Origin of the sequence: Mesorhizobium sp. M0058 (genome assembly GCF_040323095.1) — a bacterium.
Taxonomy (GTDB): Bacteria; Pseudomonadota; Alphaproteobacteria; order Rhizobiales; family Rhizobiaceae; genus Mesorhizobium.
The window spans coordinates 283,265-307,458 of the sequence record NZ_JAMYUQ010000007.1; the positions used below are offsets into that span (position 1 = coordinate 283,265).

The following is a 24,194-nucleotide window of genomic DNA, read 5'->3' on the forward strand; positions in this document are numbered from 1 at the left end:
TACCTCCCCTTTGTGGGGAGGTCGGACCGCAGGTCCGGGTGCGGTACTGGCGCCGACCTCTGCGTTTACGCTCCCCGCCACATCGGTATGATCGACGCAGCCAGCACCAGCGCCAGCACGATGTTGAGCGCGCGCCATTGCCATTCGGTCTTGAGCAGCCGTGCCAGCACCATGCCCGCCACGCACCAGATCGACAGCGAGACGGCTGCAGTGAAGCCGAAGGTCGAGCCGAGCAGCAGCGCGAGTTGTCCCGGACCGTCGGCAAGGGCTGCGAACGAGGCCGCCGCACCCAGTCCCATCGCCCAGCCCTTCGGGTTCATCCATTGAATGCCGGCGCCGCCGAAGAAGCTGTTGGGTTTTGCCATCGCCACATCGAGATCAGGCGGCCCGGCGCGGCCGATCTTGATTGCCAGCCAGATGAGATAGAGCGAGCCGATGATTTTCATCGCCAGTTGCAGCGACGGCATGGCCAGCAGCAGACCGGCGAGCCCGGCGGCGGCAGCAGCGGTCACGGTGGCGAGGCCGGCAGCGCTGCCGATCAATAGGGGAACGGAACGGCGAAAGCCGAACTGCGCACCTGAAGCAGTCGACAGGGTGGTGGCGATTCCCGGCGTGACGGTGGCCACGAAGGCAAACAGGATGAGCGGAAAGATGGGCTGCAACATGAGGCGTCCTCCATCGAAGGCCCTACGGTAGACTTCTGCATACTTCAGTAAATGCAATGTTTGCGATGGTTGGCATTAGTAGGTATAATGCCAACCATGATCCGTAACCTCGACACAGCGCTGATCCGCACCTTCGTCACTGTCGCCGACAAGGCCAGCATGACGGCGGCGGCGAACGCGCTGCATCTGACGCAAGGCGCCGTCAGCCAGCAGATCAAAAGGCTGGAAGAAGCGCTCGGCTGCAGCCTGTTCGAGCGCGACCGGCGTGGCTTGCGGCTGACGCGGCCCGGCGAGCGGCTGTTCGGCAAGGGCAAACGGTTGCTTGGCCTCAATGACGAGATCTGGGCCGAGATGGCGGGCACCGAGGTCGCCGGCCAGGTACGGCTCGGTGTTCCCTATGACCTTGTCGGCACCTTGCTGGCGCCGGTGCTGAAAGCCTATGCCGAGACCTATCCGAAGATCGAGATATCCCTACTCTGCGCCGCCTCGCCGGATCTTGCCGCGGCTCTTGCAGCCGGCACCATCGACCTTGCCGTCATCGAGGAACCGGTCGGCCCGTCCGCCGGTGAGTGCCTGGCCATTGACCGGCTGGTCTGGGTGGGGGCCAAGGGCGGCGTCGCCCGCGCCAAGCGGCCGCTGCCGGTGTCGATCGTCGCCGACACCTGCGCCTTCCGCCCGGTGGTGCTGTCGGCGCTGAACGAGCACGGGCTGGAATGGCGCACCGTGTTCGAGAACGGCAACATCGACGCCACGACCGCGACAGTGCGCTCCGACCTTGCCGTCACCGCCTGGCTGGCCTCCACCGTGCCTGCCGATCTTGACATCCTGGCTTTTGATGCCGGGCTGCCGCCGCTGCCGAATTTTTCCATCAATCTGCATTTGCCGAAGTACGGCACGGCGCCGGCAGCGCAGGAGTTCGCGCGGTATATCCGGGGTGGGTTGGCACGGCGGGCTGTGGCGGCTTGACAGAACTTGCATTTCCTCTCCCCCGTCGATCGGGGGAGAGGAAAGGTGCCAAGCCTGTCCCTGTTACTTCCAGTTCTTACGCCGCTCGAGCTCGGCCTCTGACGGCTTCTGCGTAGCGAACGACCCGACCTTGACCTCACCCCCGCGTTCGTAGGTCGCCATGATGACGCCTGTGGTAGTGGCCTGCGACTTGACCAGCTTGAAAGCGGCGGGCATCGCACCACCATCGAACAGCCGCTTGCCCTTGCCCAGCAGCAGCGGGAAGATCATCAACCGGATCTCGTCGATCAGCCCGTTGGCGAGCAAAGTCTGGATCAGCTCGCTCGAACCCTGGATGAGCAGGTCAGGCCCATCTTCCTTCTTGAGGCGGCGCAACGCCGCGACGATATCTTCTCCAAGCCATTGCGTATTTTCCCAGGTGAGCGAATCCGGCCGATGCGTCGCCACATATTTGGTCGCAGGGTTGAAGGCATCTCCGATGGCATCTTTCTGATACGGCCAGTAAGCGGCGAAGATGTCGTAGGTTCTGCGGCCGAGCAGCAGGGCGAAGGGTTTGGAGAACAATTCCTCTATGGCCACCCCCGCCACCTCGTCGAAGTAGTGGAACGTCCAGCCGCCGAATTCGAAGCCGCCAACCGGGTCTTCTTCCGGGCCGCCTGGCGCCTGCATGACGCCGTCGAGGCTGACGAAGGTGGAAGCGATGATCTTTCGCATTGGATTTTCCTTTTCCAGGATCCGCGCCGTCAGGGCCGGATTTCGATCTAAGGACGGACAGGCCGGCGGCCGCCCGACAGGCGTTGGCAAAAAAACGCTGCCGGCCGACAAGGGTACCTACCGCCGTCGCCCGCCGCCAAGCGCCTGCGACGAAAACCAGACGTCGCCGATGATGGCGGTGGCGGTCCGGTCCGGCGCCCTGTCTGATGTCAGCCAGATCGAACGGCTGCGCGCCGCCTTCTGGAGGTCGGGGATTTTGGCCGCCGAACCGGCCGCCGAGGCGCCGACGCAGGGGATGAACCACGAGCGCATGAAGGGGTCGCAGGCAAAGCCCTTGTCGTTGCGGGTTACCATCACGGCCAGGCCGACGCCCTGGGACGGACGCCAGGGAAAGATCATGCGGCCACCGGGTTTCAGCGCCCGCAGCCAGGCAGCCGGCGGTGCGACGACACCGGCATTGACATAGATGATGTCGGACGGCGGCAGATCGCCGGTGACGGCATCGCCGTGGACGACGCCTACATTGCCGTAGGTTTCGAGATTCTTTGTTGCTCTGGCAGCAAGATCTGCCTCTATTTCGAAGGCGGTCACCGGGCCGGGCGCAACCAGCCGCGCCAGCAAGGCGGTGTAGTAGCCTGTGCCGGCGCCGATATGGGTGACGGCCTCGTCCAGTCTGGGGGCGATCCTGCCTATCCACATGGCGTGCAGGGAGGGTTCGCCATTGTTGATGCCCTTGTCGGCATCGAGCGCCACCAGCACGTCCTGATAGATGTGAACAGGATCGGCGCTCGGCGTCATGATCTTGCCGTTGCCGGTGGTGAGCGCCCTGCCGGCGACTACCGCCCAGGGTCCGGGACCGAGAAAGGCCTCGCGCGGCACGGTGGCAAACGCCTCTTCGAGGCGCGGGTCGGCCGAGCCGGCATTGGCCGCCATCAGTTGCACGTAAAATTTCCTGGCGTCTTCGACACTTGTCATGATGGCGATCAAGATAGCGCAAGCGGCCGGTTTGTCGCGGTCGGGAATGAAACTCAGCCGACGCCGAAGACGGTGTCGTAGAGCAGCTTGAAGTTGAGCACCAGGATGACCGCCGCGACGACCCAGGCGAGGACCGCCACGCCGCGGGGAATGGCAAGGTTGCCCATCTTCTTCTTGTCGGAGACGAACTGCACCAGCGGGATGACTGCGAAGGGCAGCTGCATCGACAGTACCACCTGGCTGAAGACCAGCAACTGGCCGGTGCCCTTTTCGCCATAGAGCGCGGTGACGACCACCACCGGGACGATGGCGATGCCGCGCGTCAGCAGCCGGCGCGCCCATTGCGGAATGCGCAGGCGCAAAAAGCCTTCCATGACGATCTGGCCGGCAAGCGTTGCCGTAACCGTCGAGTTGAGGCCGGAGGCCAGCAGCGCCACCGCAAACAGGATGGAGGCGATGCCGAGGCCGAGCAGTGGCGACAAGAGCTCGAAGGCTTGGCCGATCTCGGCGACATCCTGATGGCCGGTGCCATGGAAGGCCACCGCCGAGACGATCAGGATCGAGGCGTTGACGAACAGCGCCAAGACGAGCGCGATGGTCGAGTCCGTCGTCGCCCATTTAATGGCGTCGCGCTTGCCTTTTTCGGTCCGTTCATAGGCGCGTGTCTGTACGATCGAGGAGTGCAGGTAGAGATTGTGCGGCATCACCGTGGCGCCGATGATGCCGATGGCGATGTAGAGCATCGCCGGATTGGTGACGATCTCCGTCGACGGCACGAACATCGAATGCAGGATCGAGCCGACCGGAGGGGCAGCGGCAAAGATCTGGATGGCGAAACAGCCGAAGATGATGATCAAAAGCGCGATGACGAAGGCTTCGAGATAGCGGAAACCCTTGTTCATCAAGAGCAGCACGATGAAGGCGTCGAGCGCCGTCAGCAACGCGCCGCCGATCAGCGGAATGCCGAACAGAAGCTGCAGCGCGATCGCCGTGCCGATCACCTCGGCGAGGTCGCAGGCGATGATGGCGAGTTCGCAGGCGATCCACAGCACGAAACTGACGGGACGCGGATAATAGGCGCGGCAGGCCTGGGCGAGGTCGCGGCCGGTGGCGATGCCAAGCCGGGCGGCAAGCGCCTGCAGCAGGATCGCCATCAGGTTGGACAGCATGATGATGAACAATAGCGTGTAGCCGAACTGGGCGCCGCCGGCGAGGTCGGTGGCCCAGTTGCCCGGATCCATATAGCCGACCGAGACCATGTAGCCCGGTCCCATGAAGGCGAACAGGCGACGGAACCAGACGCCGGACTGCGGCACCGCGATCGTGGAGTTCACCTCGCGCAGGCTGGGAGGATTGTCCTCCGGCCTGTCAAATCGCCAGGATGATCCCAAGGTAGCGTCAGCTTCGGACATGGAGGGCTTTCCACTGGGTGGATCGGTTGACGTCATCCTATCTATGCCAGGGCTCAACATTATGCAATAGGCTATATTTCATTGTATGTGCTTCCTGTTGCGCCGACCGGCAGGCCGGCCGGGGATCGCAAACGCCGGTTGCGCCTACCATGGAATGGAAATAAACGGCTGGAACAGTTAAGCCCGTGCTATGAATGGCAAAGGGCGATTGCTTTGCCCAAAGCCGATTCTTGTCAAAAGATAGGAAGGAGCGCGTGTTGGCGCTGAAGCACAGACCGGTTGGACGCGAGGAGCCGCTGCCTGACGCCGAGATTCATTCGAAAGGGTTCCGGCAGCAGCGCGAAGCGCGCCGCGGCGCGCTGGTCGAGGATTATGTCGAGCTGATCGCCGACCTGATCGAGGACGGCAATGAGGCGCGTCAGGTCGATATTGCTGCGCGGCTCGGTGTCGCCCAGCCGACGGTGGCCAAGATGCTGACCAGGCTGTGCGCCGACGGGCTCGTTTCCAGAAAACCCTATCGCGGTGTGTTCCTGACCGACGCCGGGCGCAAGGTGGCGGAAGAGAGCCGCATCCGCCACCAGACGGTAGAAGCGTTTTTGCGTTCGCTCGGTGTCAGCGCCGAGACGGCGCGCATCGATGCCGAGGGCATCGAGCATCATGTCAGCGCCGAGACGCTGGAAGCCTTTCGCAAGGCGATGATCGCGCCGCGCTGAGGGGTGCCGGGGCCGCACCACTGGAACCTCCGCACGTCAGGCTCGTTGCTCCTGACGTTGCGCGTGATTGTCGCGCGCCAAGGAGGAAAACATGGGCGTCGAACAGGCACCGACCGCGAAGGGCAAGCAGGCGGCCGAGGGTTTGAGGCAGGCAGCGGCAAAGGACGAACGCAAGACCGAGGTCGAAACCGGCCATGCGCTGAAAAAGGGCGCCGCGCGTTTCGAGGAACGCTCCAAAAGCTCGGACGGCAAAAGCGCCGGCACCAAGCAGAAGATCTGAGTTCTGTTCGCAAGCGGCAACCTGCCGCTCATTCCTCGGTGTCCTGCACCCAACTGCGCGGATGGCCGTCGACGCGGAACTGGAATATGAAATAGGGCGGAATGCAGGAGCCCTTGCCAGGCTTGGCTGCGGCCAGATCGTCGTAGCCGGCGGTGCAGATATAGTCCTCGCGGCAGGGATGCGCCTTGTCGCAGGCGCGCAGGCCGGCGGTCTTGGTGAATTCCTTGGTGCAGAATTTGTGGTCCTTGCCCGACGCGATGCAGTCGTTGAAACCGGTCTTGGCGAGGCGGCCGCAAGTCGCCTCGTCGGGAAGCTTGTCGCAGCTTGCCTTGCGCAGCATGCCCCCGGGAAAGCCACCGGTCTTCTGCTCGGGGTTGTCGTAGCGTTGGCGCGCCGCGCCATAGCCGGCGAGCTTGATTACCGGTTTCTTGTCGCGCGCCGGATCGATGGCGCAGGCTTTTGCGGTGGCCGGCGACAGGCGGCAATATTTGTCGCTGCCCCAGCTCGACATCTTAATCTCGCCGAACTCGACGGGGTCGCCGACTGCGGTGGCCGCCTCGCTGACGCAGGTGCCGAAGCCCGGATGGATGTCGCTTTCATGGACGCCGGCGCAGCGCAGGCTTTCGCCGCAGCTCCAGTCCTTGAAGCTGGCATCCTTGCCGCTGTAGCAGATCGAGCCCCAGCCATTGTAGAGATCAGTGCCTTTCAGCGCTTCGGCGAGTTTGGCGTCCGGACGGGCGGCGAAGCCGCGTGAGAAATCCGGATGGCCGCCGGCGGCGAAGTCCTCGACGATGGCGCGGCGGCGAGGCAGGTCGGCGAAGAACACCGCCGAGCCGGGGACGAAGACGGCGTTGCGGCGCGGCTCGCTGGCCGGATCGGCGCCGGTGTAATGGAAGCCGGCAATGCCGTGCGTCTGGTGGCAGCCGGTGCAGGTCATTTCGTTGAGACGCAGATTGAAGCCGGCCACCGATTTCACGCTGCGCAGCTCGTTGCCCTTGGCGACATAGTCCTGCAGTGCCTTGTCGATGTCGGCATCGTCGAGCAGCCCATAGGCGATGTTGTTTTGCGATCTGGCCATGCCGCCGGGTGCGACCGAGACGGCGCTGGTCGCCAGGAATTTGTCGTCGATGACCAGCCGGCCGCGGTCGAGATCGTAGATGTTGCGGTCGGTGAGCAGCCATTTGGCGAAGGCCGGCCGGTCGGCCAGAACCACTTTCCGGTCGATCTGGTTCTCCATCTTCGATTCCTGGAAGGTGGACGTCGTTGGGTCCCATTTGAAAATCTTGAGGAGATATTCGGCGTGGCCACCGAAGTCGCGGCGGCTCGAGGCCGACAGCCGGAGAACCTGCATGTTCAGCTCAAGCCGCATGATCTGCGACGAATTCAGCATGGCGTTGGAGAGCGGCCCTTCGTCGGAGCGCAGCCAGGCTGCCAGTTGCTCGGGCGCAAGGTTCTTCTGGCCGGCGGCGAGCCAGCGCTTGGCGATTTCGGCACAGGAAACGGCGGTGGCGCTTGGACGGTCTCTCGAAGCGCGGGGGCGAGCCTCGCCGGGCCTGGCGTTGAAGACCAGACTCATGGTCAGCGGCAGCCGCGACGAGATGCGTTGCGCTGTCTTTCCCTTCGTGGGCTTCTCCGCCACCGAATAGTGGAAGCGGTAGATCAGCCTGATCTCGCCGCATTCGGTGTGGCCGAGATAGCCGCGGTCCATGCGGTTGACGACGCCGGTCAGGTCGAGCGTCGAGCCGTCATCGTCGATGTATTTCGGGTTGAATTTCTGGCTGGGGTCCTTCGACTTCGCCAGCGCAGCGACATAGGGATCGGGGCTATTGGCAGGCTCGTCGGCGATCTGCTGCTTGACGGCGTTGCGGACAGGGGTCAGCGCGCGCACCGAAAACAGGCCGCGATTGTCGACCTCGCGCGTGAGACCCAGCGCCGGGCCGAGCAGGCGGCTGATCGAGAGGCCGCCACGCTCAAGCGCCTGCAATGTCTCGGGATCGGTCACGGCGACGCTGGAATCGAGCGTCACGGCGCGCGCCGGCAACGGGCCGAGGCATAGCACCACCGCCAGCAGCAGAAATCGACCGATCGTCCGCAAGTCCCGACACCCCCGTTCGAACCGGATGCTACAGCGCGCATGCCGCCTCGACCAGAGTGCGAACGCGATGCCGCTGCCACGAAAAATACTGTGACTTGGCGCAACCATTGCGATAATTGTCTGTTGGGTCGGACTGGGCCACGACATCGGCCAGGCCAGCCGAAAATTTGCATACGGGGAGTTGCCATGCTCTGGAAGGGCCGCCGTCAGAGTGACAATGTCGAGGACGAGCGCAGCGACAGCGGCGGCGGTGGTGGTTTGGGCGGCGGCAGCCCTGGCCAGTTCCGCATCCCGATCGGCGGCCGCACCGGCGGCGGCGGCAGCATATTGCTGGTCGTCCTCGTGGTGCTGGCCGGATGGTATTTCGGCTTCGACCCGTCGCAGATCCTGGGCAGCGGCGACGGCGGCGGCGTGCTGCCGGGTGGCGGTGGCCAGATTACCGACAACAGCGGCGGCCAGGACGACGGCGCCGGCACGCCTGCTTCCGACGAGATGAAGCAGTTCGTGGCGACCGTGCTGGCCGAGACCGAAGAGACCTGGACCGGCATCTTCCAGTCGCAGGGCCTGAAATACGAGGACCCGAAGCTTGTGCTGTTCAGCGGCCAGATCCGCTCGGCCTGCGGCTCCGCCTCGACGGCAGCCGGACCGTTCTATTGTCCCGGCGACCACAAGGTCTACCTCGACACCACCTTCTTCCAGCAGCTCGACCAGCAGTTCGGCGCCTCGGGGGATTTCGCCCAGGCATATGTGATCGCCCATGAAGTCGGTCACCATGTGCAGAACCTCACCGGCATCCTGCCCAAGTTCAACCAGATGCGGCAGTCGATGGGTGAGGCGGAAGCCAACCAGATGTCGGTGCGCATCGAGCTGCAGGCCGACTGCTTCGCCGGCGTTTGGGCGCATTTCACCGCGCAGAAGGGCATTCTGGAACAGGGCGACATCGAAGAGGCGCTCAACGCCGCCAAGCAGATCGGCGACGATACGCTGCAGAAGAAGATGCAGGGCTATGTCGTTCCGGAAAGCTTCAACCACGGGACGTCGCAGCAAAGGCAGAGCTGGCTGGCGCGCGGCTACAAGAGCGGCAAGCTGTCGGATTGCAACACGCTGACCGGTCCGGTTTGAGGCGCTCGCAAGTTCCAGCCGACCGCGGTCCAAAGCGCATCCGTCGGCGGGCCGATTCACCACCGGCAACAGATGTCAGGAGGAGAACGCCTGAGGCGTTCTCCTATTGTTCCAAAGTGGCGCCTCGCCTATAACGGGCGCCCGCCCAAGGGCGGTCCCAGGGAGCAGACGCCATCATGATCGACCCCAAAACCGCCAGGCGGGGCCTTGCGCTCGTCTTCACCACGCTGCTGCTCGACATTATCGGCTTCGGCATGATCATGCCGGTGTTGCCGGCCTTTCTCAGGGAGCTTTCCGGCGTCGGCATCAGCGAAGCGGCGATCGAAGGCGGCTGGCTGTTCTTCGTCTATGCGGCGATGCAGTTCTTCTTCGCGCCAATCATGGGTGGATTGAGCGACCGCTTCGGGCGGCGGCCGATCCTGCTTGCCTCGGTGCTTACATTCTCGATCGACAATCTGATCTGCGCCATCGCCTGGTCCTATCCGATGCTGTTCATCGGCCGCGTGCTGGCCGGCGTTTCGGGCGCCAGCTATTCGACGACGTCGGCCTTCATTGCCGACATCTCGAACGACGCCAACCGGGCGAAGAATTTCGGTCTGCTCGGCATCGCCTTCGGCGTCGGCTTCGTCATTGGGCCGGTGCTGGGCGGGCTGCTCGGCACGTTCGGGCCGCGAGTGCCGTTTTACTTTGCCGCCGGGCTTGCCTTCGTGAACTTCCTCATCGCCATGTTCTTCCTGCCTGAAACGCTCGATGAAAAGCACCGCCGCCGCTTCGAGTGGAAACGCGCCAACCCGGTCGGCACGCTGCTGCAGATGCGCCAATATCAGGGCATCGGCTGGATCGGGCTCGCCTTCTTCCTGATGACGCTCGGCCACATGATGTATCCTGCGGTGTGGTCGTTCGTGTCCAATTATCGTTATGGCTGGAGCGAGCAGCAGATCGGCTTCTCGCTCGGCGCCTTCGGCCTGTGTGGGGCGATCGTCATGGCGACGGTGCTGCCGCGCGTGATCCCCAAACTTGGCGAGTGGAAGACGGCGGTCATCGGCCTGACATTTACGGCGGCCAGCGCCTTCGGCTACGCCTTCGCCTCGCAAGGCTGGATGATCTATGCGGTGATCGTCGTCGGCTGCCTCGAAGCACTGGCCGATCCGCCGCTGAGAAGCCTTGCCGCCGCCAAAGTGCCGCCATCGGCGCAAGGCGAATTGCAGGGTGCGATGACATCGATCTTCTCGATCACCTCGATCATCACGGGGCGGCGCCCCCTATCTGGTTGGCGCGTGCTTCCTGACGCTTGCGGTCATTGTCTTTGTGACGAAAGTTGCGAGGCCGACGGCGGTGAGAAGCGTTGCCACCGGCGCTGCGGAAGATGGAGCCCAGATATGAGCCATGACAGCCGCATAGAGCTAACCAAGGACGGTTTGTCGCTGTCGCGGCTGGTGTTCGGCGCCTGGCGCCTGCTCGACAGCGCCGCGCGCCCGGACGCCGACCAGATCGCGCGGCTGATCGGCACTGCGGTCGATCTCGGCCTGACCAGCTTCGACCATGCCGATATTTACGGGCATTACCAGGTGGAAGCTGCCTTTGGCGCCGGCTTGTCGCGCTGGAAGGGCAAGCGCGACAGCATCGAGCTGATCTCGAAATGCGACATCATTCTGGCATCGGCCAACCGGCCTCAGAACCGGCTGAAGCATTACGACACCAGTGCGGCCCACATTGCCGCCTCGGTCGACCGTTCGCTCGCCAATCTCGGCACCGACTATCTCGACCTGTTGCTGCTGCACCGGCCGGATCCGCTGATGGATGCCGACGAGACGGCGGCGGCTCTTGCCGGGCTGGTCAAGTCGGGCAAGGTGAGAGCGGTCGGGGTCTCCAATTTCACGCCGTCGCAGTTCGACCTTCTGGCTTCGCGGCTGCCGTTTGCCTTGGCCACCAACCAGATCGAGATGTCGGTGCTGAAGACCAATGCGCTGATGGATGGCAGCCTCGATCACGCGCAACGCCTCGGCTATGCGCCGATGATCTGGTCGCCGCTCGGCGGCGGCTTGCTGTTCACCGGCAAGGAAGGGCGCGAGGCGCGGGTCAGGGCGGCAATCGCGGCGGTGGCTGCCGAGATCGGCGCCGGCGATCTCGCCGCCGTCGCCATCGCCTGGCTGCTGCGTCATCCGGCGCGGCTGGCGCCGGTGCTGGGCACGATGAAGCCCGAGCGGCTGGCCGCCATGGTCAAGGCGCTGGAGATCGACCTCGACCGCCAGCAATGGTTCGCCATACTGGAGGCCAGCGAAGGCCGGCCGGTGGCGTAAGGTCAGATACTAGGCTTCGATCCATTCGCTGGGCACGTCCAATGCCTTCGACAGCATGGTGCTGGTTTGGGCCGATGGCTTGCGGCGATTGGATTCAAGGTCCGACAGGAAGCCCTGGCTGACACCGATGGCATCAGCGAACTCGCCCTGCGTCAGCTTGCGCCAGTTGCGCAGCGCCTTGAGCCCAGCTGGAACCTCGCAAAATATCCATGGTCACCTCGGCGGGCAGAGGCTTTTCCGTTTTGAACTCGGCCTTCCGCTCATCGTAGATCGCCACATCCGCAGCGTCTTCTCTGGCTTCTTCGGCGGCATGCAGCAATGCCTCGTAGTCAGCCTTCGGGATGACGACCAGTTCTTCCCCGGTTGAAGTCCTTATGATTTGCGGAGCGTTCATGATGTGCTGTCCTATGGCCGGCTGTAGGTCGTCGTTTCGCGCTTGCCGATGTAGATCGCGAGGATTGTCGTGCGATCTTCATCAATATAACGCGGTAGCAACCGATCCGAAGTCTGTAACCGTCTCGGCCGGCAAGACGTTCTACATCCCCACGCCCGCTGATGGCATAAGTGTTCAAACCCTCAGAGACCTGCTCGCGGACATCGGCCGGCAGGTTGTCGAGATCGCGAGCTGCCGACACCGAGAGGATGATCGTCTTGACTCGCGCAATATCGCAGATTTATCGCTCGAGGCTAAGCGATATTATCGCTGCTACAGGGCTCAGGCCCGTTCGGCCAGCAGTTCCTCGCCGCGCTTTTCGCGGATCAGGTTGACGAAGCGGCGGAACAGATAGTGCGAGTCCTGCGGGCCGGGCGAGGCCTCGGGGTGGTGCTGGACCGAGAACACCGGACGTCCGGTCAGCGCGATGCCGCAGTTCGAGCCATCGAACAGCGAGACATGGGTTTCCTCGACGCCCTCGGGCAAGGAGTCGGCATCGACGGCAAAGCCGTGGTTCATCGAGACGATCTCGACCTTGCCGGTGGTATGATCCTTGACGGGGTGGTTGGCGCCGTGATGGCCCTGGTGCATCTTGGCGGTCTTGCCGCCCAGCGCCAGGGCCAGCATCTGGTGGCCGAGGCAGATGCCGAACACCGGAATATCGGTCTTGAGCAGGTCCTGGATGACCGGCACCGCGTATTCGCCGGTGGCTTCCGGGTCGCCGGGGCCGTTGGAGAGGAAGATGCCGTCGGGCTGCATGGCCAGGATTTCTTCCGAACCGGTACCGGCCGGAACCACGGTGACCTTGGCGCCGAGGCCGGAAAGCAGGCGAAGGATGTTACGCTTGACGCCGTAGTCGATGGCGACGACGTGCATCGACGGCTCGGCCTGTTCGCCAAAGCCTTCGTTCCACACCCAGGGCGTTCCACGCCAGACCGAGGACTGGCCGGAGGTGACTTCCTTGGCGAGGTCAAGCCCGATCAGGCCCGACCAGGCGGCGGCCCGCCGCTTCAAATCGTCGAGGTCGAAGATGCCGTCGGGCGCGTGCGCAATGACGGCATTGGGCATGCCCTTTTCGCGGATCAGCGCGGTCAGCGCCCGGGTGTCGATGCCCGACAGCGCGACGATGCCGCGCTTCTTCAGCCACTGGTCCAGCCCGGTGTCGGCGCGGTAGTTGGACGGGTTGGTGACATCGGCCTTGAACACCGCGCCAACGGCGCCGGCACGGGCGACCGGGTTCAAGTCCTCGATGTCCTCGTCATTGGTGCCGATGTTGCCGATATGCGGGAAGGTGAAGGTGACGATCTGGCCGGCATAGGACGGGTCGGTGAGAATTTCCTGGTAGCCGGTGAGCGCGGTGTTGAAGCAGACTTCGGCAACGGCGGAACCGGTGGCGCCGAGGCCGCGACCCTCGATGACGGTGCCGTCGGCCAGCACCAGGACGGCGGTCGGCTTTTCGGTTGCCCAAGGCGGGGTCAGTTCGGGGGTCATCTCGGCCATGGCGACGCTCCTGTCACGCTGCGCGCTTCGATGGCGGGCCATCTGCGCAGCAAACGGCGCGGCCGATCTCTCGAGCCTGCGCGCATCAATTCTTTGTCTTGTGCAAGGCCGAGTACATAGGGGAAGGCGCCAGAGCGGTCAATGATACCCGTGCCAAAAACGGCGAGCATTTGTTTCGTCGAACGATATCAGGGCTTTGGCGCGTTTGCTTTGCGGATGGGCCGCGGTTATTGTCCGCGCCGTTCGAAGGAGAAAGCATCATGCGCGCAAAAATCGCCGAATCCCTGAAAAGCGCGATGAAGGCGCAGGACAAGCACCGGCTGCCGACGCTCAGGCTGATCCAGGCCGCCATCCACGACCGCGACATCGCCAATCGCGGCTCGACCAAGGACCCCGCCAGCGACGAGGAGATCCTGCAGATCCTGGCCAAGATGGTGAAGCAGCGCGAGGAATCGGCCAAGGCGTTCGAGGACGGCAAGCGCCCGGATCTGGCCGCGCAGGAGCGTGGCGAGATGGAGATCATCCGCGGCTTCCTGCCGACGCAGCTGGATGAGGCCGCCGTAACAGCTGCGGCGCGCGAGGCGATCGCTGCGACCGGTGCCGCCAGCCAAAAGGACATGGGCAAGGTGATCGCCGCGCTGAAGCAGAAATATGCCGGCCAGATGGATTTCGGCAAGGCCAGCGGCATCGTCAAAGGCCTGCTGCAGTAGGAGCCGACACCGCTTCAATGGCGAAGGAGAGCAGGGGCATTACCTCTGGGCAAGAAACGGTCCGCACCGGCTTAAGCGAGCAAGCGTTGACCTGCCGGAGAGACCCACCATGATCGAAATCGTCAAACCCACGCTCGAACATCTGCCCTCCTACAAGGCGGCGCTCGAGCGTGGCTGGTCGCCGGACAATGTCCGGCTGATGGAAGCGACGCGCGAGCAACTTGCGGCGATCGACGAGGATCCCGCGGCGTTCCTTGCCAGCCTCGACGATCCCGAGGCCAAAGGAGGCCCGATTACCTTGCCGGACGGCACGACCGTGCCGCGGCTGCCGGGCTTCCGGCGCTGGATCTGGGACGGCGAGGCCGCCGGCTCGATCGGCTTTCGCTGGCAGCCGGGTACGGCCGCACTGCCGTCGCATGTGCTCGGCCATATCGGCTATGCCGTGGTGCCGTGGAAGCGCGGACGAGGCTATGCGACCGAGGCGCTGCGGCTGATGCTGGACGAGGCGAGGGCTGTTGGTTTGCCATATGTCGAGCTCACCACCGACCTCGACAATCCGGCCTCGCAGAAGGTGGTGCTGGCCAATGGCGGCCGTGTGGTCGGTCCGTTCATCAAGGACGCCGCGTATGGCGGCGCCGAGAGTTTGTTGTTCCGGATCGATTTGTAGTCCGATGCTATTCGGCCGCTGCTGGCAGCGGCGGCGCTGCCCGGCTGCGCCCCTCCCAGATGTAGGAGGCAAGTGCCACCACCACCGCCACCAGCATGGCGGCAGCGCCCACAACCGGCAGGCTGCGATAGCCGTAGCCGGCATTGAGCATGGCAGCGCCCAGCGACGCGGCGAGCGCGATGCCGACATTGAAGCCGGAGGGGATGAGCGAGGAGGCGAGGTTGGAGGCGTCCGCCGTCCAGGCCAGGATGCGGGTCTGGATCGGCGTGCCTATGGCGAAGTTGAGGCCACCCCAGATAACGATGGCGATGACCATCGGCACGGGGTAGGGGCTGACGGCATAGATCACGCCCAACATCACCGCTTGCAGCGCAAGCATTGTGATCAGCGACGGCATCAGCTTCCAGTCGGAAAGCTTGCCGCCGAGAAACACACCGACGGTGGCGCCGACGCCGTTGAGCAGCAGCACCCAGGGGATCAGGCCCTCGTCGAGATGGGTCACCTCAAGCAGGGTCGGGGTGATGTAGGTGAACAGGCCGAACTGGCCGATCATCAACATCAGCATCAGGATCAGCGAGGTCCAGACTTGCTGGCGCGCCAGCACGCGAACCTCGCTGCCAAGACTGGCGGATGGCCTTGATGCGCCTGTCGCGCGCGGCAAAAGCGCAGTCATGGCGGCAAAGGCTACCACGCCAAGCGCGCACATCACCCAGAAGGTGGCGCGCCAGCCCCAGAGATTGCCGATTGCGGTGCCGGCCGGGACGCCGATGACATTGGATACGGTGAGGCCGGAGAGGATCACAGCCACGGCCATGCCGCGCTTGTCCTCGGGCACGAGGCCGACAGCCACCACCATGGCGACGCCGAAATAGGCGCCGTGTGCGACGGCGACCGCAATGCGCAAGAGCAGCATCGAGGCAAAATCGGGCGCCAGCGCGCAAGCGGCCTGGCCGATGGTGAAGGCGACGGTCAGGCAAAGCAGCAGCGTCTTGCGGGGAATGCCCTTGGTGGCGAGCGCCAGCAATGGCCCGCCAACCGCGATGCCGCCGGCATAGCCTGAGACGAGATAGCCGGAGGTCGGGATCGAAACGCCAAGGCCGTCGGCCACTTGCGGCAGCACGCCGGCAATGACGAATTCGGTGGTGCCGAAAGCGAAGGCGGCGATGAACAGGGCAATGAGCGGAAGCATGGCGCGGAAGCGATCCTTGAACGAGTTGGCCTCAAATCATGGATGGCGCTTGCCGGCAATGCAGAAATTTTTGCGGCCGGTTTAGGTTTTCTTGATCAGCTCGCCTTCAACCTGGAGCCGCCGAGCAGGCCGCGCTCTTCCAGCACCGGGTAGGCCATCGACGCCAGCAGCGAGTTGATCTGCTTCAGGTCGCGGATGGTGTCGAGGTGGATGGAGCTGGTCTCGACGCTCTTGGCGGTGCCGTCGCGCAGGCGCACGAAATGGCTGGCGCTGGTTTCCTTTTCGCGGTCGCGCAGCCGGTCCTTTTCCAGCACCAGCTGGCGGGCAGTCTCAGGGTCGCGCGACACCAGCACGTTGAAGGCAAGCCTGGCATTGGCCAGCACCGAGGTGTGAAAGGCGAGCAGCTCGCTCCAGCCCTCGGGCGTGAACTCCAGCCCGCGCTCGAACTTCTTCTTCACATGCACCAGCATGTTGCGCACGATGATGTCGCCGACCTGCTCAAGCTTGACGCAGGCGCCTATCAGCTCCTGGCAGCGCAGCGCCTCGTCCTCTGTGAGCGAGTTCCTGGTCAATTTGGCCAGATAGAGCTTGATCGCCGCGTGCTTCCTGTCGACGCGGTCGTCAAGGGCGGCCAGCGCCTTGATCTTGTCGCCGTCGGCGCTTTCATACAGCTCGATGATACGCTTGAGCATGATCTCGACCGTCTCGCAGACGCGGACCACCTCGCGGGTGGCGTTGGCCAGCGCCTGGCTCGGAACGTCGAGCGCGCCGTCGTTGAGGGCGGAGAGTTCGACCACATCGAGCTCTGTAGCCGGCGCCGGCTTGGTGCCCATTGCGACGATCTTCTCGGAAGCACGATAGATCAGGCTGGCAAGCGGCAGGCCGGCGAGCAGGATCAGCACATTGAACAGTATGTGGGCGTTGACGATCTGGTCGGGCACGGTGGCGCCGAGGAAGGCGACCGGTGGCTTCAGCGTCATGAACAGGATCAGCATCACCAGCGAGCCCATGCCGCGCATCAACAGATTGCCGATCGGCACGACGCGCACGCCAGGTTCGGCACTTCGGGTGAGCAGCGGCGCGATGATCGACGAGCCGAGATTGACGCCGAGCACCAGCACGATGCCGAGTTCGGGCGGGATGAAGCCGCGCCCGGCCAGCGTGACCATCAAAAGCACGGCGGCGATTGAGGAGTGGAAGAGCCAGGTAACGAGCGCGGCGAGCAGATAGGCGGTGACGTAGTCGCTGGAGAAATATTCGATGATGAGCGGCATCAGCGTGCTCTGGCGCAGCGGCTCCGAGGCCTGGCCGATCATCTCCAGCGACAGTACCAAAAGGCCGATGCCGACCAGGATGCGGCCGAACTGGCGCCAGTCGCGCCGCTCGGTGGCCATGAACATGACCGTGCCGGCGACGAGGCAGATCGGCACCAGCAGCGTCAGATCGAAGGTCAAGAGCTTGACCACCAGCGCCGAGCCGATCTCGGCGCCGCGCACAGCCAATTGGCCCGACATGCCCGAGACGATGCCGGCGCCGGCGAAGGAGCCGACGAGAAGCGTGACGGCGGTCGAGCTCTGCAGCGCGATGGACAGGCCGCAGCCGGCCAGCACCGCCATGATCGGATTGCGCATGGTGGAGCGCAGCCGGTGACGCAGCACGTCGCCATAGGCGCGCTCGACGCCTGTCTTGACCATGCGGGTGGCAAACAGCATCAGCGCCACCGAGCCCGCCAGATGCAGCAGAACGACGGAGCCGCTCATTTCGAAACCCGCACGCAGACAGCTATCGCGACGCGGAGGGCGCGCAGTGCAGGGATGAAAACGGGGCTGCGAATCATGGTCATGACAGTCTTGAACAATATCCGGAATATTTTAGCCGGGTAATAAAATCTTGTCGATTTCAAGAGCCGTCGCGGCGCGACAGGGCGTGTCGGAAAATGGACGGATGCGCAAATGGTTGCATGGCGGATCCCTGGTGATGGCAGCGGATCGTCCCGGTTTGCCGGACTCCCGGCAATCGCCTTTGCGATGATGTTCAAATATCCAGGATAAGCGCCGGATTTCATTGCGTAAATGTAATGCTAGTGTTCAGTTTCGGTTCATCCTTCGGGCGCTATTCCCTAGATCGACAACCAAGGAGCCCCGCTATGAAACGTATTGTTCTTTCCGCCCTCGCTTTCTCGATGCTGGCCGCCACTTCGCTTACCGGCCAGGCCGCACCGGTGAACGCACCGGTCGCACCGCAGTCGAATTACACGCAGGTCGACTGGCAGAGGCCCGGCAAGCATGTCGATATCAGGAAGCGCGTCGTGAAGAAGACGGTGGTCGTCAAGCGCAGCCATTGGCGCAATGGCCAGAAATATTCCAGCTGGAAGCGGCACCAGCCGATCCGCGATTATGGCCGCTATGGCCTGCATCGCCCCGGCCCCGGCCAGGAATGGATCCGCGTCGGCAACGACTATGTGCTGGTCAGCGTCCTGTCCGGCATCATCTTCGGCGCCATTGCCGCGCATTAAGCCCGGCCTCGCCGGCGCAATGCAGAGACTTGAAAGGAGGCGGCCCGAAACGGCCGCCTTTCTTTTGGCTGTAGAAACCGGGCTTTTTGGCTGTGGAAACCGGGTATGGTCCGCAATAAGGGTCGTCGGATTCCGCGAGCATGATTATATGAGGGACAAACGAGTTCCCCAATGCGCTTTCCGCCCGCCTTTCTCGATGAGATACGCGACCGTGTGCCGATTTCATCGGTCATCGGCCAGCGCGTCGCATGGGACAGGAAGAAGACCAACGCCTCGCGCGGCGACTATTGGGCCTGTTGTCCGTTCCATGGCGAAAAGAGCCCCTCCTTCCACTGCGAGGACAAGAAGGGCCGCTATCACTGTTTCGGCTGTTCGGTGTCGGGCGATCATTTCAAGTTCCTGACCGAGCTCGACGGATTAAGCTTTCCCGAAGCGGTCGAGAAGATCGCCGACATGGCCGGCGTGCCGATGCCGGTGCGCGACGAGCGGGAAGAACAGCGTGAGAAGGAACGCGCCAGTCTGACCGATGTCATGGAGATGGCGACTGCCTTCTTCCAGGAGCGGCTGCAAGGACCGGAGGGTGCAAAAGCCCGCGCCTATCTCAGGGATCGCGGGCTGACGCCGGCGACGCAGCAATCGTTCCGGCTGGGCTTTGCGCCCGACAGCCGCAATGCGCTGAAGGAACATCTTGCCGCCAAGGGTGTGCCCAAGGCCGACATCGAGGCCTGCGGGCTGGTGCGTCATGGCGACGACATCCCGGTCTCCTATGACTGGTTCCGCGATCGCATCATGTTCCCGATCCCGGATTCGCGCGGCAAGATCATCGCCTTTGGCGGCCGCGCACTGGCGCCCGATGCGCTGGCCAAATACATGAATTCGCCCGACACGGAGCTCTTCCACAAGGGCAACGTGCTCTACAATTTCGCCCGCGCCCGCAAAGCGCTGGCGAAAGGCGGCACGGTGATTGCCGTCGAAGGCTATATGGACGTGATTGCGCTGGCGCAGGCCGGCTTCGAGAATGCCGTGGCGCCGCTCGGCACCGCGCTCACCGAAAACCAACTCGAACTTCTGTGGCGCATGGCGCCTGAGCCGATGCTGTGCTTCGACGGCGACCAGGCCGGGCTGAAGGCGGCGTGGCGCGCCGCGGATCTCGCGCTGCCGTCGGTGCAGGCCGGGCGGTCGGTGCGCTTTGCGCTGTTGCCGGAGGGCAAGGATCCCGACGATCTGGTCAAGGCAGAAGGGCCGGACGCGTTTCGTGCCGTGCTGGCGGAAGCGCGGCCTCTTGCTGATTTGTTGTGGATGCGTGAGACATCCGGTGGCGTCTTCGACACGCCGGAGCGGCGGGCGGGGCTGACAAAGACGCTGCGCGAACTGACCAGCCGCATCCGCGATGAGAGCCAGCGCTACCACTACCAGCAGTGGATGCGCGAGCGGGAGCTGACCTTCTTCAGCGCCCAGCGCGAAGTGCGGCAAGGTCGCCAGGACTGGAAACCGGGGCAGGGCAAAACGCCCGCACCCGGCGGACAGTTCGCCAAAGGCAGCGGGGCAGGCGCGCGCGCCGCGATCACCGAAAGCCTCGGCCGCTCCGCCATGGTCAAACGCGGTGGCGAGATGATGTCGGTGCGCGAGGCGACGATCATCGTAGCCCTCGTCAACCATCCGGCGCTGATCGACGAGAACTTCGCCCATGTCGAGTTCCTCGATCTCGCCAACACCGATCTGCAGCGGCTGCACGCCGCCATCCTCGATGCGATGGCGCACGACATGGCCAATGACCGTAGCGCGGTGATCGCCACCATCGAACGTGCCGGCTGCAGCGATATCTGGGGGCGCGCCGTGGCGCTCATCCAACGGGCCAGGCAATGGCCCGCGCTGGAAACCGCAGCGCTTGACGATGCCCGCGACGCCTTCAACCAGGCGCTGCACTTGCAGCGCAGCGCGCGCACCTTACATAAGGAGCTGAAACAGGCGGAAGCAGCGCTCGCCAGCGATCCCACTGACGAAAACTACCGGCACCTCATCGAGATTCAGGCGCAATTCCGTGATGTACAAGCAACGGAAGCGCTGATCGAAGGGTTCGGTGTATCCTCGGGCAGGGGTGGGCGCGTCTAGGTCGAAACCTGCGCAAGAATGAATGTTGTACGTGCTGCGCGTCGAATCGACGCCTCTAAGTCGGGTAATTGATTCGCTTTTTTGATGCGAATCATGCGAGAGGCGCTTGACCTTCTGGCAGAATGACGGAATCAGGACGATTCGAAACCTTAACCCGCGCCGGCGTCGATGGAAATGCACTGACGCGAGGTGCTGATCACTGGACAGGCTGTCAGCCTGCCACAGATATCAGGGTTAATCTGGACTTAATGCATATCGCCCAAAAGTGAAAACCGGTTTTGGGGGCACGATATGAACAAACAAAAGAGTTGATTCGGTTACCGGCCCGGTTAAGCGCCACCAGCGCATGTAGTTTGACCGGTGCGGCAGCTACGCGGCTTCGATGCTCGGCCGCTAGGAGAAGATAAAGACTATGGCGACAAAGGAAAAGGAAGAGGTCGAGACCGAACGTGAAGGCGCCACCGATGGGCCTCTGCTCGACCTTTCCGATGATGCTGTCAAGAAGATGATCAAGGCCGCCAAGAAGCGCGGCTATGTGACTCTCGACGAACTGAACGCGGTGCTGCCGTCGGAAGAGACCGATCCGGATCGCATCGAAGACATCAATGCGATGCTGTCCGACATGGGCATCAACGTGGTCGAGGACGACGATCAGAGCGAGGAGCCCGAGGCCGCCGACAGCAATGCCGACGCCGAGGAAGACGCCAACGAGCTGGCCGAGCAGACCGGCACCGCCGTCGCCGCCACGACCACCAAGAAAGAGCCGACCGACCGCACCGATGACCCGGTGCGCATGTATCTGCGCGAGATGGGCTCGGTCGAGCTCCTGTCGCGCGAGGGCGAAATCGCGATCGCCAAGCGCATCGAGGCCGGCCGCGAGACGATGATTGCGGGCCTCTGCGAAAGCCCGCTGACCTTCCAGGCCATCATCATCTGGCGTGACGAGCTCAACGAATCCAAGATCCTGCTGCGCGAGATCATCGACCTCGAAGCCACCTATGCCGGCCCCGAAGCCAAGCAGGCGCCGGTGGTCGAGCGCATCGAGGAGGCGCCCAAGGCCGAGGACAAGCCGAGGCGTGGACGCGACGAGGAAGACGACATCACCAATGTCGGCGCCGACACGCGCGGCCTGGTCGATGACGACGAGGAAGACGAGGACGAGGCGAGCCTGTCGCTGGCGGCGATGGAAGCGGAACTGCGCCCGCAGGTGATGGAGACGCTCGACGTCATCGCCGACACCTACAAGAAGCTGCGCAAGCTGCAGGACCAGCAGGTCGAGAACCGTCTGGCCGCGACCGGCACGCTGTCGCCAAGCCAGGACCGCCGCCTGAAGGAGCTGAAGGACCAGCTGATCAAGGCGGTGAAGTCGCTGTCGCTCAACACGGCGCGCATCGAGGCGCTGGTCGAGCAGCTCTACGACATCAACAAGCGGCTGGTGCAGAACGAAGGCAAGCTGCTGCGCCTGGCCGAAAGCTATGGCGTGCGCCGCGAGGAGTTCCTCAAGGAATATCAGGGCTCCGAGCTCGACCCGAACTGGACGCGCTCGATCGGCAATCTGACCTCGCGCGGCTGGAAGGAATTCACCAAGAACGAGAAGGACGCGATCAAGGATCTGCGTTCGGAAATCCAGAATCTCGCCACCGAGACGGCGATCTCGATCCTGGAATTCCGCAAGATCGTCAACCAGGTGCAGAAGGGCGAGCGCGAAGCCGCTATCGCCAAGAAGGAAATGGTCGAGGCCAACCTGCGCCTCGTCATTTCCATCGCCAAGAAATACACCAATCGCGGCCTGCAGTTCCTCGACCTGATCCAGGAAGGCAATATCGGCTTGATGAAGGCGGTCGACAAATTCGAATACCGCCGCGGCTACAAGTTCTCTACCTATGCGACATGGTGGATCCGGCAGGCGATCACGCGTTCGATTGCCGACCAGGCGCGCACCATCCGCATCCCGGTGCACATGATCGAAACGATCAACAAGATCGTGCGCACGTCGCGCCAGATGCTGCATGAAATCGGCCGCGAGCCGACGCCGGAGGAACTGGCAGAAAAGCTCGCAATGCCGCTCGAAAAAGTGCGCAAGGTCTTGAAGATCGCCAAGGAGCCGATCTCGCTCGAAACCCCTGTGGGTGACGAAGAGGATTCGCATCTGGGCGATTTCATCGAGGACAAGATGGCGATCCTGCCGATCGATGCGGCGATCCAAGCCAATCTGCGCGAGACCACAACGCGGGTGCTCGCATCGCTGACGCCGCGCGAGGAGCGGGTGCTGCGCATGCGCTTCGGCATCGGCATGAACACCGACCACACGCTGGAAGAAGTCGGCCAGCAGTTCTCGGTGACGCGCGAGCGTATCCGCCAGATCGAAGCCAAGGCGCTGCGCAAGCTCAAGCACCCGAGCCGGAGCCGCAAGCTGAGGAGCTTCCTCGACAGCTGATACCGGCAACAGACCAGCATTCGAAAAGGGCGCCGATGGCGCCCTTTTTGTTGCCCGGGTGAAGGCTCTTGTCGCCCATCTCCGTCGGGAGGATACTTGCCTGGTCGGATGTATGTTCTGGGCGAAAAACCGGATGTCCGCCCCGGCTGATGTCCTCAGCCGTGCTCCGTGGCGCCGGAGGGAGGTGTGTGATGACAACCTACATCCTGCTGATGAACTGGACGGAACAGGGCGCCAGAAATATCCGAGAGTCGCCGAAGCGGCTCGATGCCGCCAAGAAGCAACTGGCCGACATGGGCGGCTCGTTCAAGGCGTTTTACCTGACTATGGGCGAATATGACATGGTGGCGATTATCGAGGCGCCCGACGATGCTGTGCTTGCTCGTTTCGCGCTGATGCTGGCAACGGGTGGCAGCGTCAAGACGCGAACGCTCAAGGCTTTCCCGGAATTTGCCTATCGCGAGATCGTCACTTCGCTTGGATAGCGCTGGGCGCGGGTCCGTGCGGCTCGGCGTCATATTGCGGGGCCGTGCCGTCAGGGTGATAGTCGCGCCATGTCCAAGCCTGCGCTGACCGTCTGGTACAACACACGCTGCCCCGTCTGCGATGGCGGCATCACCCGGCAGAAACGGCGGCTGATCGAGGCGATCAAGGCCGGGCGGATCGAATTCCGCGACATCAACCTCGAACCGGCGGCGCTCTCTGGCTACAGCGCCTCGCTGGAGGACATACGCCGCCGGCTGCATGCCACCGATGCCGAAGGCAGGCTGCTGGTCGGCGCCGATGTCGCGGTTGCCGTCTGGCGGGCGACGCCGGGCGAGGGCTGGCTGGCGACGCTCTTCGGCAATCCGGTCGCGCTGCCGCTGACGCGCTTGGCCTATGATCGTTTCGCCGATCTTCTCTATGCCTGGAACCGGCGCAAGGGCCGCTGGTAGCGAGGCAAGGCCCGAAGAATCTGCGGGCCTTACCGTCATGGGCGTTACCGGGACGCCGGCTCGCAAAGCCAGCCGACAATGCGGCGCACCGCCGGCAGCACCATGAGCAACGTTGGGAACGCTACCAGCCAGGACAGGCCCCAGGCAGTGAGCCAGACAGCCGGCAAATCAGGTTGCAGTCCAAGGCTTTTCAGCGTCGATATGAACGAGACGATGAAGGTCATCAGCAGCGACAGCACCAGCGGGCTGACGATCGCGGCATAGCGCGCCGGCAGCTTGCCGCGCTTACGGGTCGTGGTCATTTTTGGATTTTCCTGAAACATCCGGTCCGTCGCATTTGGCATCCATTGCGCCGGGTTTCCGGCGGAACTGCCCGGAAAGACCGGGGTGGCAGACGCTTACGGAGAGGTTTTGGCCCTCATGCGCTTTCTAGCTGCCGGCGGCGGCGAAATCA

23 protein-coding genes and 1 pseudogene are annotated in these 24,194 nt (G+C 63.5%); 13 read left to right on the top strand and 11 right to left on the bottom strand.

The genetic code is table 11. From position 1 onward, the window contains the following. Positions 1-65: 65 nt before the first annotated feature. A complete protein-coding gene (locus NKJ75_RS14450) occupies positions 66-665 on the bottom strand; it encodes a LysE family translocator (protein WP_023833488.1) in 600 nt (199 codons plus the stop codon). Between the two features lie 87 nt (positions 666-752). Here NKJ75_RS14450 and NKJ75_RS14455 point away from each other — a divergent pair, with 87 nt between their 5' ends. Beyond that, positions 753-1,631 (top strand): LysR family transcriptional regulator, encoded by an 879-nt coding sequence (locus tag NKJ75_RS14455; RefSeq protein ID WP_032888145.1) that lies wholly within the window; start codon positions 753-755, stop codon positions 1,629-1,631. Between the two features lie 63 nt (positions 1,632-1,694). Here NKJ75_RS14455 and NKJ75_RS14460 read toward each other — a convergent pair whose 3' ends face one another. From NKJ75_RS14460 to NKJ75_RS14470, 3 genes are all read right to left on the bottom strand, one after another. After that, positions 1,695-2,345 carry a dihydrofolate reductase family protein gene (locus tag NKJ75_RS14460; protein ID WP_023833487.1) on the bottom strand — a complete coding sequence of 217 codons (651 nt, stop codon included), beginning with the start codon at positions 2,343-2,345 and terminating at the stop codon, positions 1,695-1,697. 117 nt (positions 2,346-2,462) lie between these two features. Further along, positions 2,463-3,320: a protein-L-isoaspartate O-methyltransferase family protein gene (locus tag NKJ75_RS14465; RefSeq protein WP_023833486.1), complete on the bottom strand. Its 858-nt coding sequence runs from the start codon at positions 3,318-3,320 to the stop codon at positions 2,463-2,465. 53 nt (positions 3,321-3,373) lie between these two features. Beyond that, positions 3,374-4,732 carry an Nramp family divalent metal transporter gene (locus NKJ75_RS14470; RefSeq protein ID WP_023672432.1) on the bottom strand — a complete coding sequence of 453 codons (1,359 nt, stop codon included), beginning with the start codon at positions 4,730-4,732 and terminating at the stop codon, positions 3,374-3,376. Positions 4,733-4,989: 257 nt separating this feature from the next. On the opposite strand from NKJ75_RS14470, the gene mntR reads away from it, so the two are divergent. Both mntR and NKJ75_RS14480 read left to right on the top strand, forming a co-directional pair. After that, positions 4,990-5,445 (top strand): manganese-binding transcriptional regulator MntR, encoded by a 456-nt coding sequence (gene mntR, locus NKJ75_RS14475; RefSeq protein WP_023672433.1) that lies wholly within the window; start codon positions 4,990-4,992, stop codon positions 5,443-5,445. A 91-nt stretch (positions 5,446-5,536) separates the two neighbouring features. Next, positions 5,537-5,725, top strand: coding sequence for a hypothetical protein (locus NKJ75_RS14480; protein WP_023672434.1), 189 nt, complete (start codon positions 5,537-5,539; stop codon positions 5,723-5,725). Positions 5,726-5,753: 28 nt separating this feature from the next. On the opposite strand, the gene NKJ75_RS14485 is transcribed toward NKJ75_RS14480, so the two are convergent. Then, positions 5,754-7,820: a hypothetical protein gene (locus NKJ75_RS14485; protein ID WP_031203825.1), complete on the bottom strand. Its 2,067-nt coding sequence runs from the start codon at positions 7,818-7,820 to the stop codon at positions 5,754-5,756. Positions 7,821-8,006: 186 nt separating this feature from the next. On the opposite strand from NKJ75_RS14485, the gene ypfJ reads away from it, so the two are divergent. From ypfJ to NKJ75_RS14500, 3 genes and pseudogenes are all read left to right on the top strand, one after another. Then, positions 8,007-8,942 carry a KPN_02809 family neutral zinc metallopeptidase gene (gene ypfJ, locus NKJ75_RS14490; protein WP_023828078.1) on the top strand — a complete coding sequence of 312 codons (936 nt, stop codon included), beginning with the start codon at positions 8,007-8,009 and terminating at the stop codon, positions 8,940-8,942. A gap of 176 nt (positions 8,943-9,118) precedes the next feature. Then, positions 9,119-10,325 (top strand): annotated as a pseudogene (locus tag NKJ75_RS14495) (TCR/Tet family MFS transporter). Beyond that, positions 10,322-11,242, top strand: a complete 921-nt coding sequence (locus NKJ75_RS14500) for an aldo/keto reductase (RefSeq protein WP_352499852.1) — start codon at positions 10,322-10,324, stop codon at positions 11,240-11,242. Before NKJ75_RS14495 ends, NKJ75_RS14500 begins: the two are co-directional and overlap by 4 nt. 9 nt (positions 11,243-11,251) lie before the next feature. Here NKJ75_RS14500 and NKJ75_RS14505 read toward each other — a convergent pair whose 3' ends face one another. The 3 genes from NKJ75_RS14505 to carA form a co-directional block, all read right to left on the bottom strand. After that, a complete protein-coding gene (locus NKJ75_RS14505) occupies positions 11,252-11,449 on the bottom strand; it encodes a helix-turn-helix domain-containing protein (RefSeq protein ID WP_348524580.1) in 198 nt (65 codons plus the stop codon). Next, a complete protein-coding gene (locus NKJ75_RS14510; RefSeq protein ID WP_245274106.1) occupies positions 11,376-11,636 on the bottom strand; it encodes a hypothetical protein in 261 nt (86 codons plus the stop codon). Before NKJ75_RS14510 ends, NKJ75_RS14505 begins: the two co-directional genes overlap by 74 nt. Before the next feature lie 321 nt (positions 11,637-11,957). After that, complete coding sequence (carA, locus tag NKJ75_RS14515; protein WP_081726027.1) at positions 11,958-13,175, bottom strand: glutamine-hydrolyzing carbamoyl-phosphate synthase small subunit; 1,218 nt, start codon at positions 13,173-13,175, stop codon at positions 11,958-11,960. A 260-nt stretch (positions 13,176-13,435) separates the two neighbouring features. On the opposite strand from carA, the gene NKJ75_RS14520 reads away from it, so the two are divergent. Together NKJ75_RS14520 and NKJ75_RS14525 are read left to right on the top strand one after the other, a co-directional pair. After that, on the top strand, positions 13,436-13,885 hold the full coding sequence (locus tag NKJ75_RS14520) for a GatB/YqeY domain-containing protein (protein WP_032888139.1): 450 nt from the start codon (positions 13,436-13,438) through the stop codon (positions 13,883-13,885). A gap of 109 nt (positions 13,886-13,994) precedes the next feature. Beyond that, positions 13,995-14,552 (top strand): GNAT family N-acetyltransferase, encoded by a 558-nt coding sequence (locus tag NKJ75_RS14525; protein WP_023672441.1) that lies wholly within the window; start codon positions 13,995-13,997, stop codon positions 14,550-14,552. A 7-nt stretch (positions 14,553-14,559) separates the two neighbouring features. Here NKJ75_RS14525 and NKJ75_RS14530 read toward each other — a convergent pair whose 3' ends face one another. After that, positions 14,560-15,741 (bottom strand): MFS transporter, encoded by a 1,182-nt coding sequence (locus NKJ75_RS14530; RefSeq protein ID WP_352499853.1) that lies wholly within the window; start codon positions 15,739-15,741, stop codon positions 14,560-14,562. Between the two features lie 95 nt (positions 15,742-15,836). Continuing rightward, positions 15,837-17,501 carry a Na/Pi cotransporter family protein gene (locus NKJ75_RS14535; RefSeq protein ID WP_352497543.1) on the bottom strand — a complete coding sequence of 555 codons (1,665 nt, stop codon included), beginning with the start codon at positions 17,499-17,501 and terminating at the stop codon, positions 15,837-15,839. 386 nt (positions 17,502-17,887) lie between these two features. Here NKJ75_RS14535 and NKJ75_RS14540 point away from each other — a divergent pair, with 386 nt between their 5' ends. The 5 genes from NKJ75_RS14540 (at position 17,888) to NKJ75_RS14560 (ending at position 23,740) form a co-directional block, all read left to right on the top strand. Continuing rightward, a complete protein-coding gene (locus NKJ75_RS14540; protein WP_352499854.1) occupies positions 17,888-18,256 on the top strand; it encodes an RcnB family protein in 369 nt (122 codons plus the stop codon). Positions 18,257-18,427: 171 nt separating this feature from the next. Next, positions 18,428-20,368 (top strand): DNA primase, encoded by a 1,941-nt coding sequence (dnaG, locus tag NKJ75_RS14545; RefSeq protein ID WP_023683795.1) that lies wholly within the window; start codon positions 18,428-18,430, stop codon positions 20,366-20,368. 412 nt (positions 20,369-20,780) lie between these two features. Continuing rightward, entirely contained in the window at positions 20,781-22,805 is a 2,025-nt protein-coding gene (gene rpoD / locus NKJ75_RS14550) for an RNA polymerase sigma factor RpoD (RefSeq protein ID WP_023672446.1), read from the top strand. Positions 22,806-22,996: 191 nt separating this feature from the next. After that, positions 22,997-23,290, top strand: a complete 294-nt coding sequence (locus tag NKJ75_RS14555) for a GYD domain-containing protein (protein WP_023672447.1) — start codon at positions 22,997-22,999, stop codon at positions 23,288-23,290. Between the two features lie 69 nt (positions 23,291-23,359). Next, positions 23,360-23,740, top strand: a complete 381-nt coding sequence (locus NKJ75_RS14560) for a thiol-disulfide oxidoreductase DCC family protein (protein WP_023697082.1) — start codon at positions 23,360-23,362, stop codon at positions 23,738-23,740. Positions 23,741-23,784: 44 nt separating this feature from the next. Here NKJ75_RS14560 and NKJ75_RS14565 read toward each other — a convergent pair whose 3' ends face one another. Next, a complete protein-coding gene (locus NKJ75_RS14565) occupies positions 23,785-24,042 on the bottom strand; it encodes a DUF2798 domain-containing protein (RefSeq protein WP_023672449.1) in 258 nt (85 codons plus the stop codon). Between the last annotated feature and the right edge of the window lie 152 nt (positions 24,043-24,194).

What these genes read in the sequence shown, in the direction of transcription:
- NKJ75_RS14450 (WP_023833488.1), bottom strand. Translation starts at nt 665, where the DNA reads ATGTTGCAGCCCATCTTTCCGCTCATCCTGTTTGCCTTCGTGGCCACC.
- NKJ75_RS14455 (WP_032888145.1), top strand. Translation starts at nt 753, where the DNA reads ATGCCAACCATGATCCGTAACCTCGACACAGCGCTGATCCGCACCTTC.
- NKJ75_RS14460 (WP_023833487.1), bottom strand. Translation starts at nt 2,345, where the DNA reads ATGCGAAAGATCATCGCTTCCACCTTCGTCAGCCTCGACGGCGTCATG.
- NKJ75_RS14465 (WP_023833486.1), bottom strand. Translation starts at nt 3,320, where the DNA reads ATGACAAGTGTCGAAGACGCCAGGAAATTTTACGTGCAACTGATGGCG.
- NKJ75_RS14470 (WP_023672432.1), bottom strand. Translation starts at nt 4,732, where the DNA reads ATGTCCGAAGCTGACGCTACCTTGGGATCATCCTGGCGATTTGACAGG.
- NKJ75_RS14480 (WP_023672434.1), top strand. Translation starts at nt 5,537, where the DNA reads ATGGGCGTCGAACAGGCACCGACCGCGAAGGGCAAGCAGGCGGCCGAG.
- ypfJ (WP_023828078.1), top strand. Translation starts at nt 8,007, where the DNA reads ATGCTCTGGAAGGGCCGCCGTCAGAGTGACAATGTCGAGGACGAGCGC.
- NKJ75_RS14500 (WP_352499852.1), top strand. Translation starts at nt 10,322, where the DNA reads ATGAGCCATGACAGCCGCATAGAGCTAACCAAGGACGGTTTGTCGCTG.
- NKJ75_RS14510 (WP_245274106.1), bottom strand. Translation starts at nt 11,636, where the DNA reads ATGAACGCTCCGCAAATCATAAGGACTTCAACCGGGGAAGAACTGGTC.
- carA (WP_081726027.1), bottom strand. Translation starts at nt 13,175, where the DNA reads ATGGCCGAGATGACCCCCGAACTGACCCCGCCTTGGGCAACCGAAAAG.
- NKJ75_RS14520 (WP_032888139.1), top strand. Translation starts at nt 13,436, where the DNA reads ATGCGCGCAAAAATCGCCGAATCCCTGAAAAGCGCGATGAAGGCGCAG.
- NKJ75_RS14525 (WP_023672441.1), top strand. Translation starts at nt 13,995, where the DNA reads ATGATCGAAATCGTCAAACCCACGCTCGAACATCTGCCCTCCTACAAG.
- NKJ75_RS14530 (WP_352499853.1), bottom strand. Translation starts at nt 15,741, where the DNA reads ATGCTTCCGCTCATTGCCCTGTTCATCGCCGCCTTCGCTTTCGGCACC.
- NKJ75_RS14535 (WP_352497543.1), bottom strand. Translation starts at nt 17,501, where the DNA reads ATGAGCGGCTCCGTCGTTCTGCTGCATCTGGCGGGCTCGGTGGCGCTG.
- NKJ75_RS14540 (WP_352499854.1), top strand. Translation starts at nt 17,888, where the DNA reads ATGAAACGTATTGTTCTTTCCGCCCTCGCTTTCTCGATGCTGGCCGCC.
- dnaG (WP_023683795.1), top strand. Translation starts at nt 18,428, where the DNA reads ATGCGCTTTCCGCCCGCCTTTCTCGATGAGATACGCGACCGTGTGCCG.
- rpoD (WP_023672446.1), top strand. Translation starts at nt 20,781, where the DNA reads ATGGCGACAAAGGAAAAGGAAGAGGTCGAGACCGAACGTGAAGGCGCC.
- NKJ75_RS14555 (WP_023672447.1), top strand. Translation starts at nt 22,997, where the DNA reads ATGACAACCTACATCCTGCTGATGAACTGGACGGAACAGGGCGCCAGA.
- NKJ75_RS14560 (WP_023697082.1), top strand. Translation starts at nt 23,360, where the DNA reads ATGTCCAAGCCTGCGCTGACCGTCTGGTACAACACACGCTGCCCCGTC.
- NKJ75_RS14565 (WP_023672449.1), bottom strand. Translation starts at nt 24,042, where the DNA reads ATGACCACGACCCGTAAGCGCGGCAAGCTGCCGGCGCGCTATGCCGCG.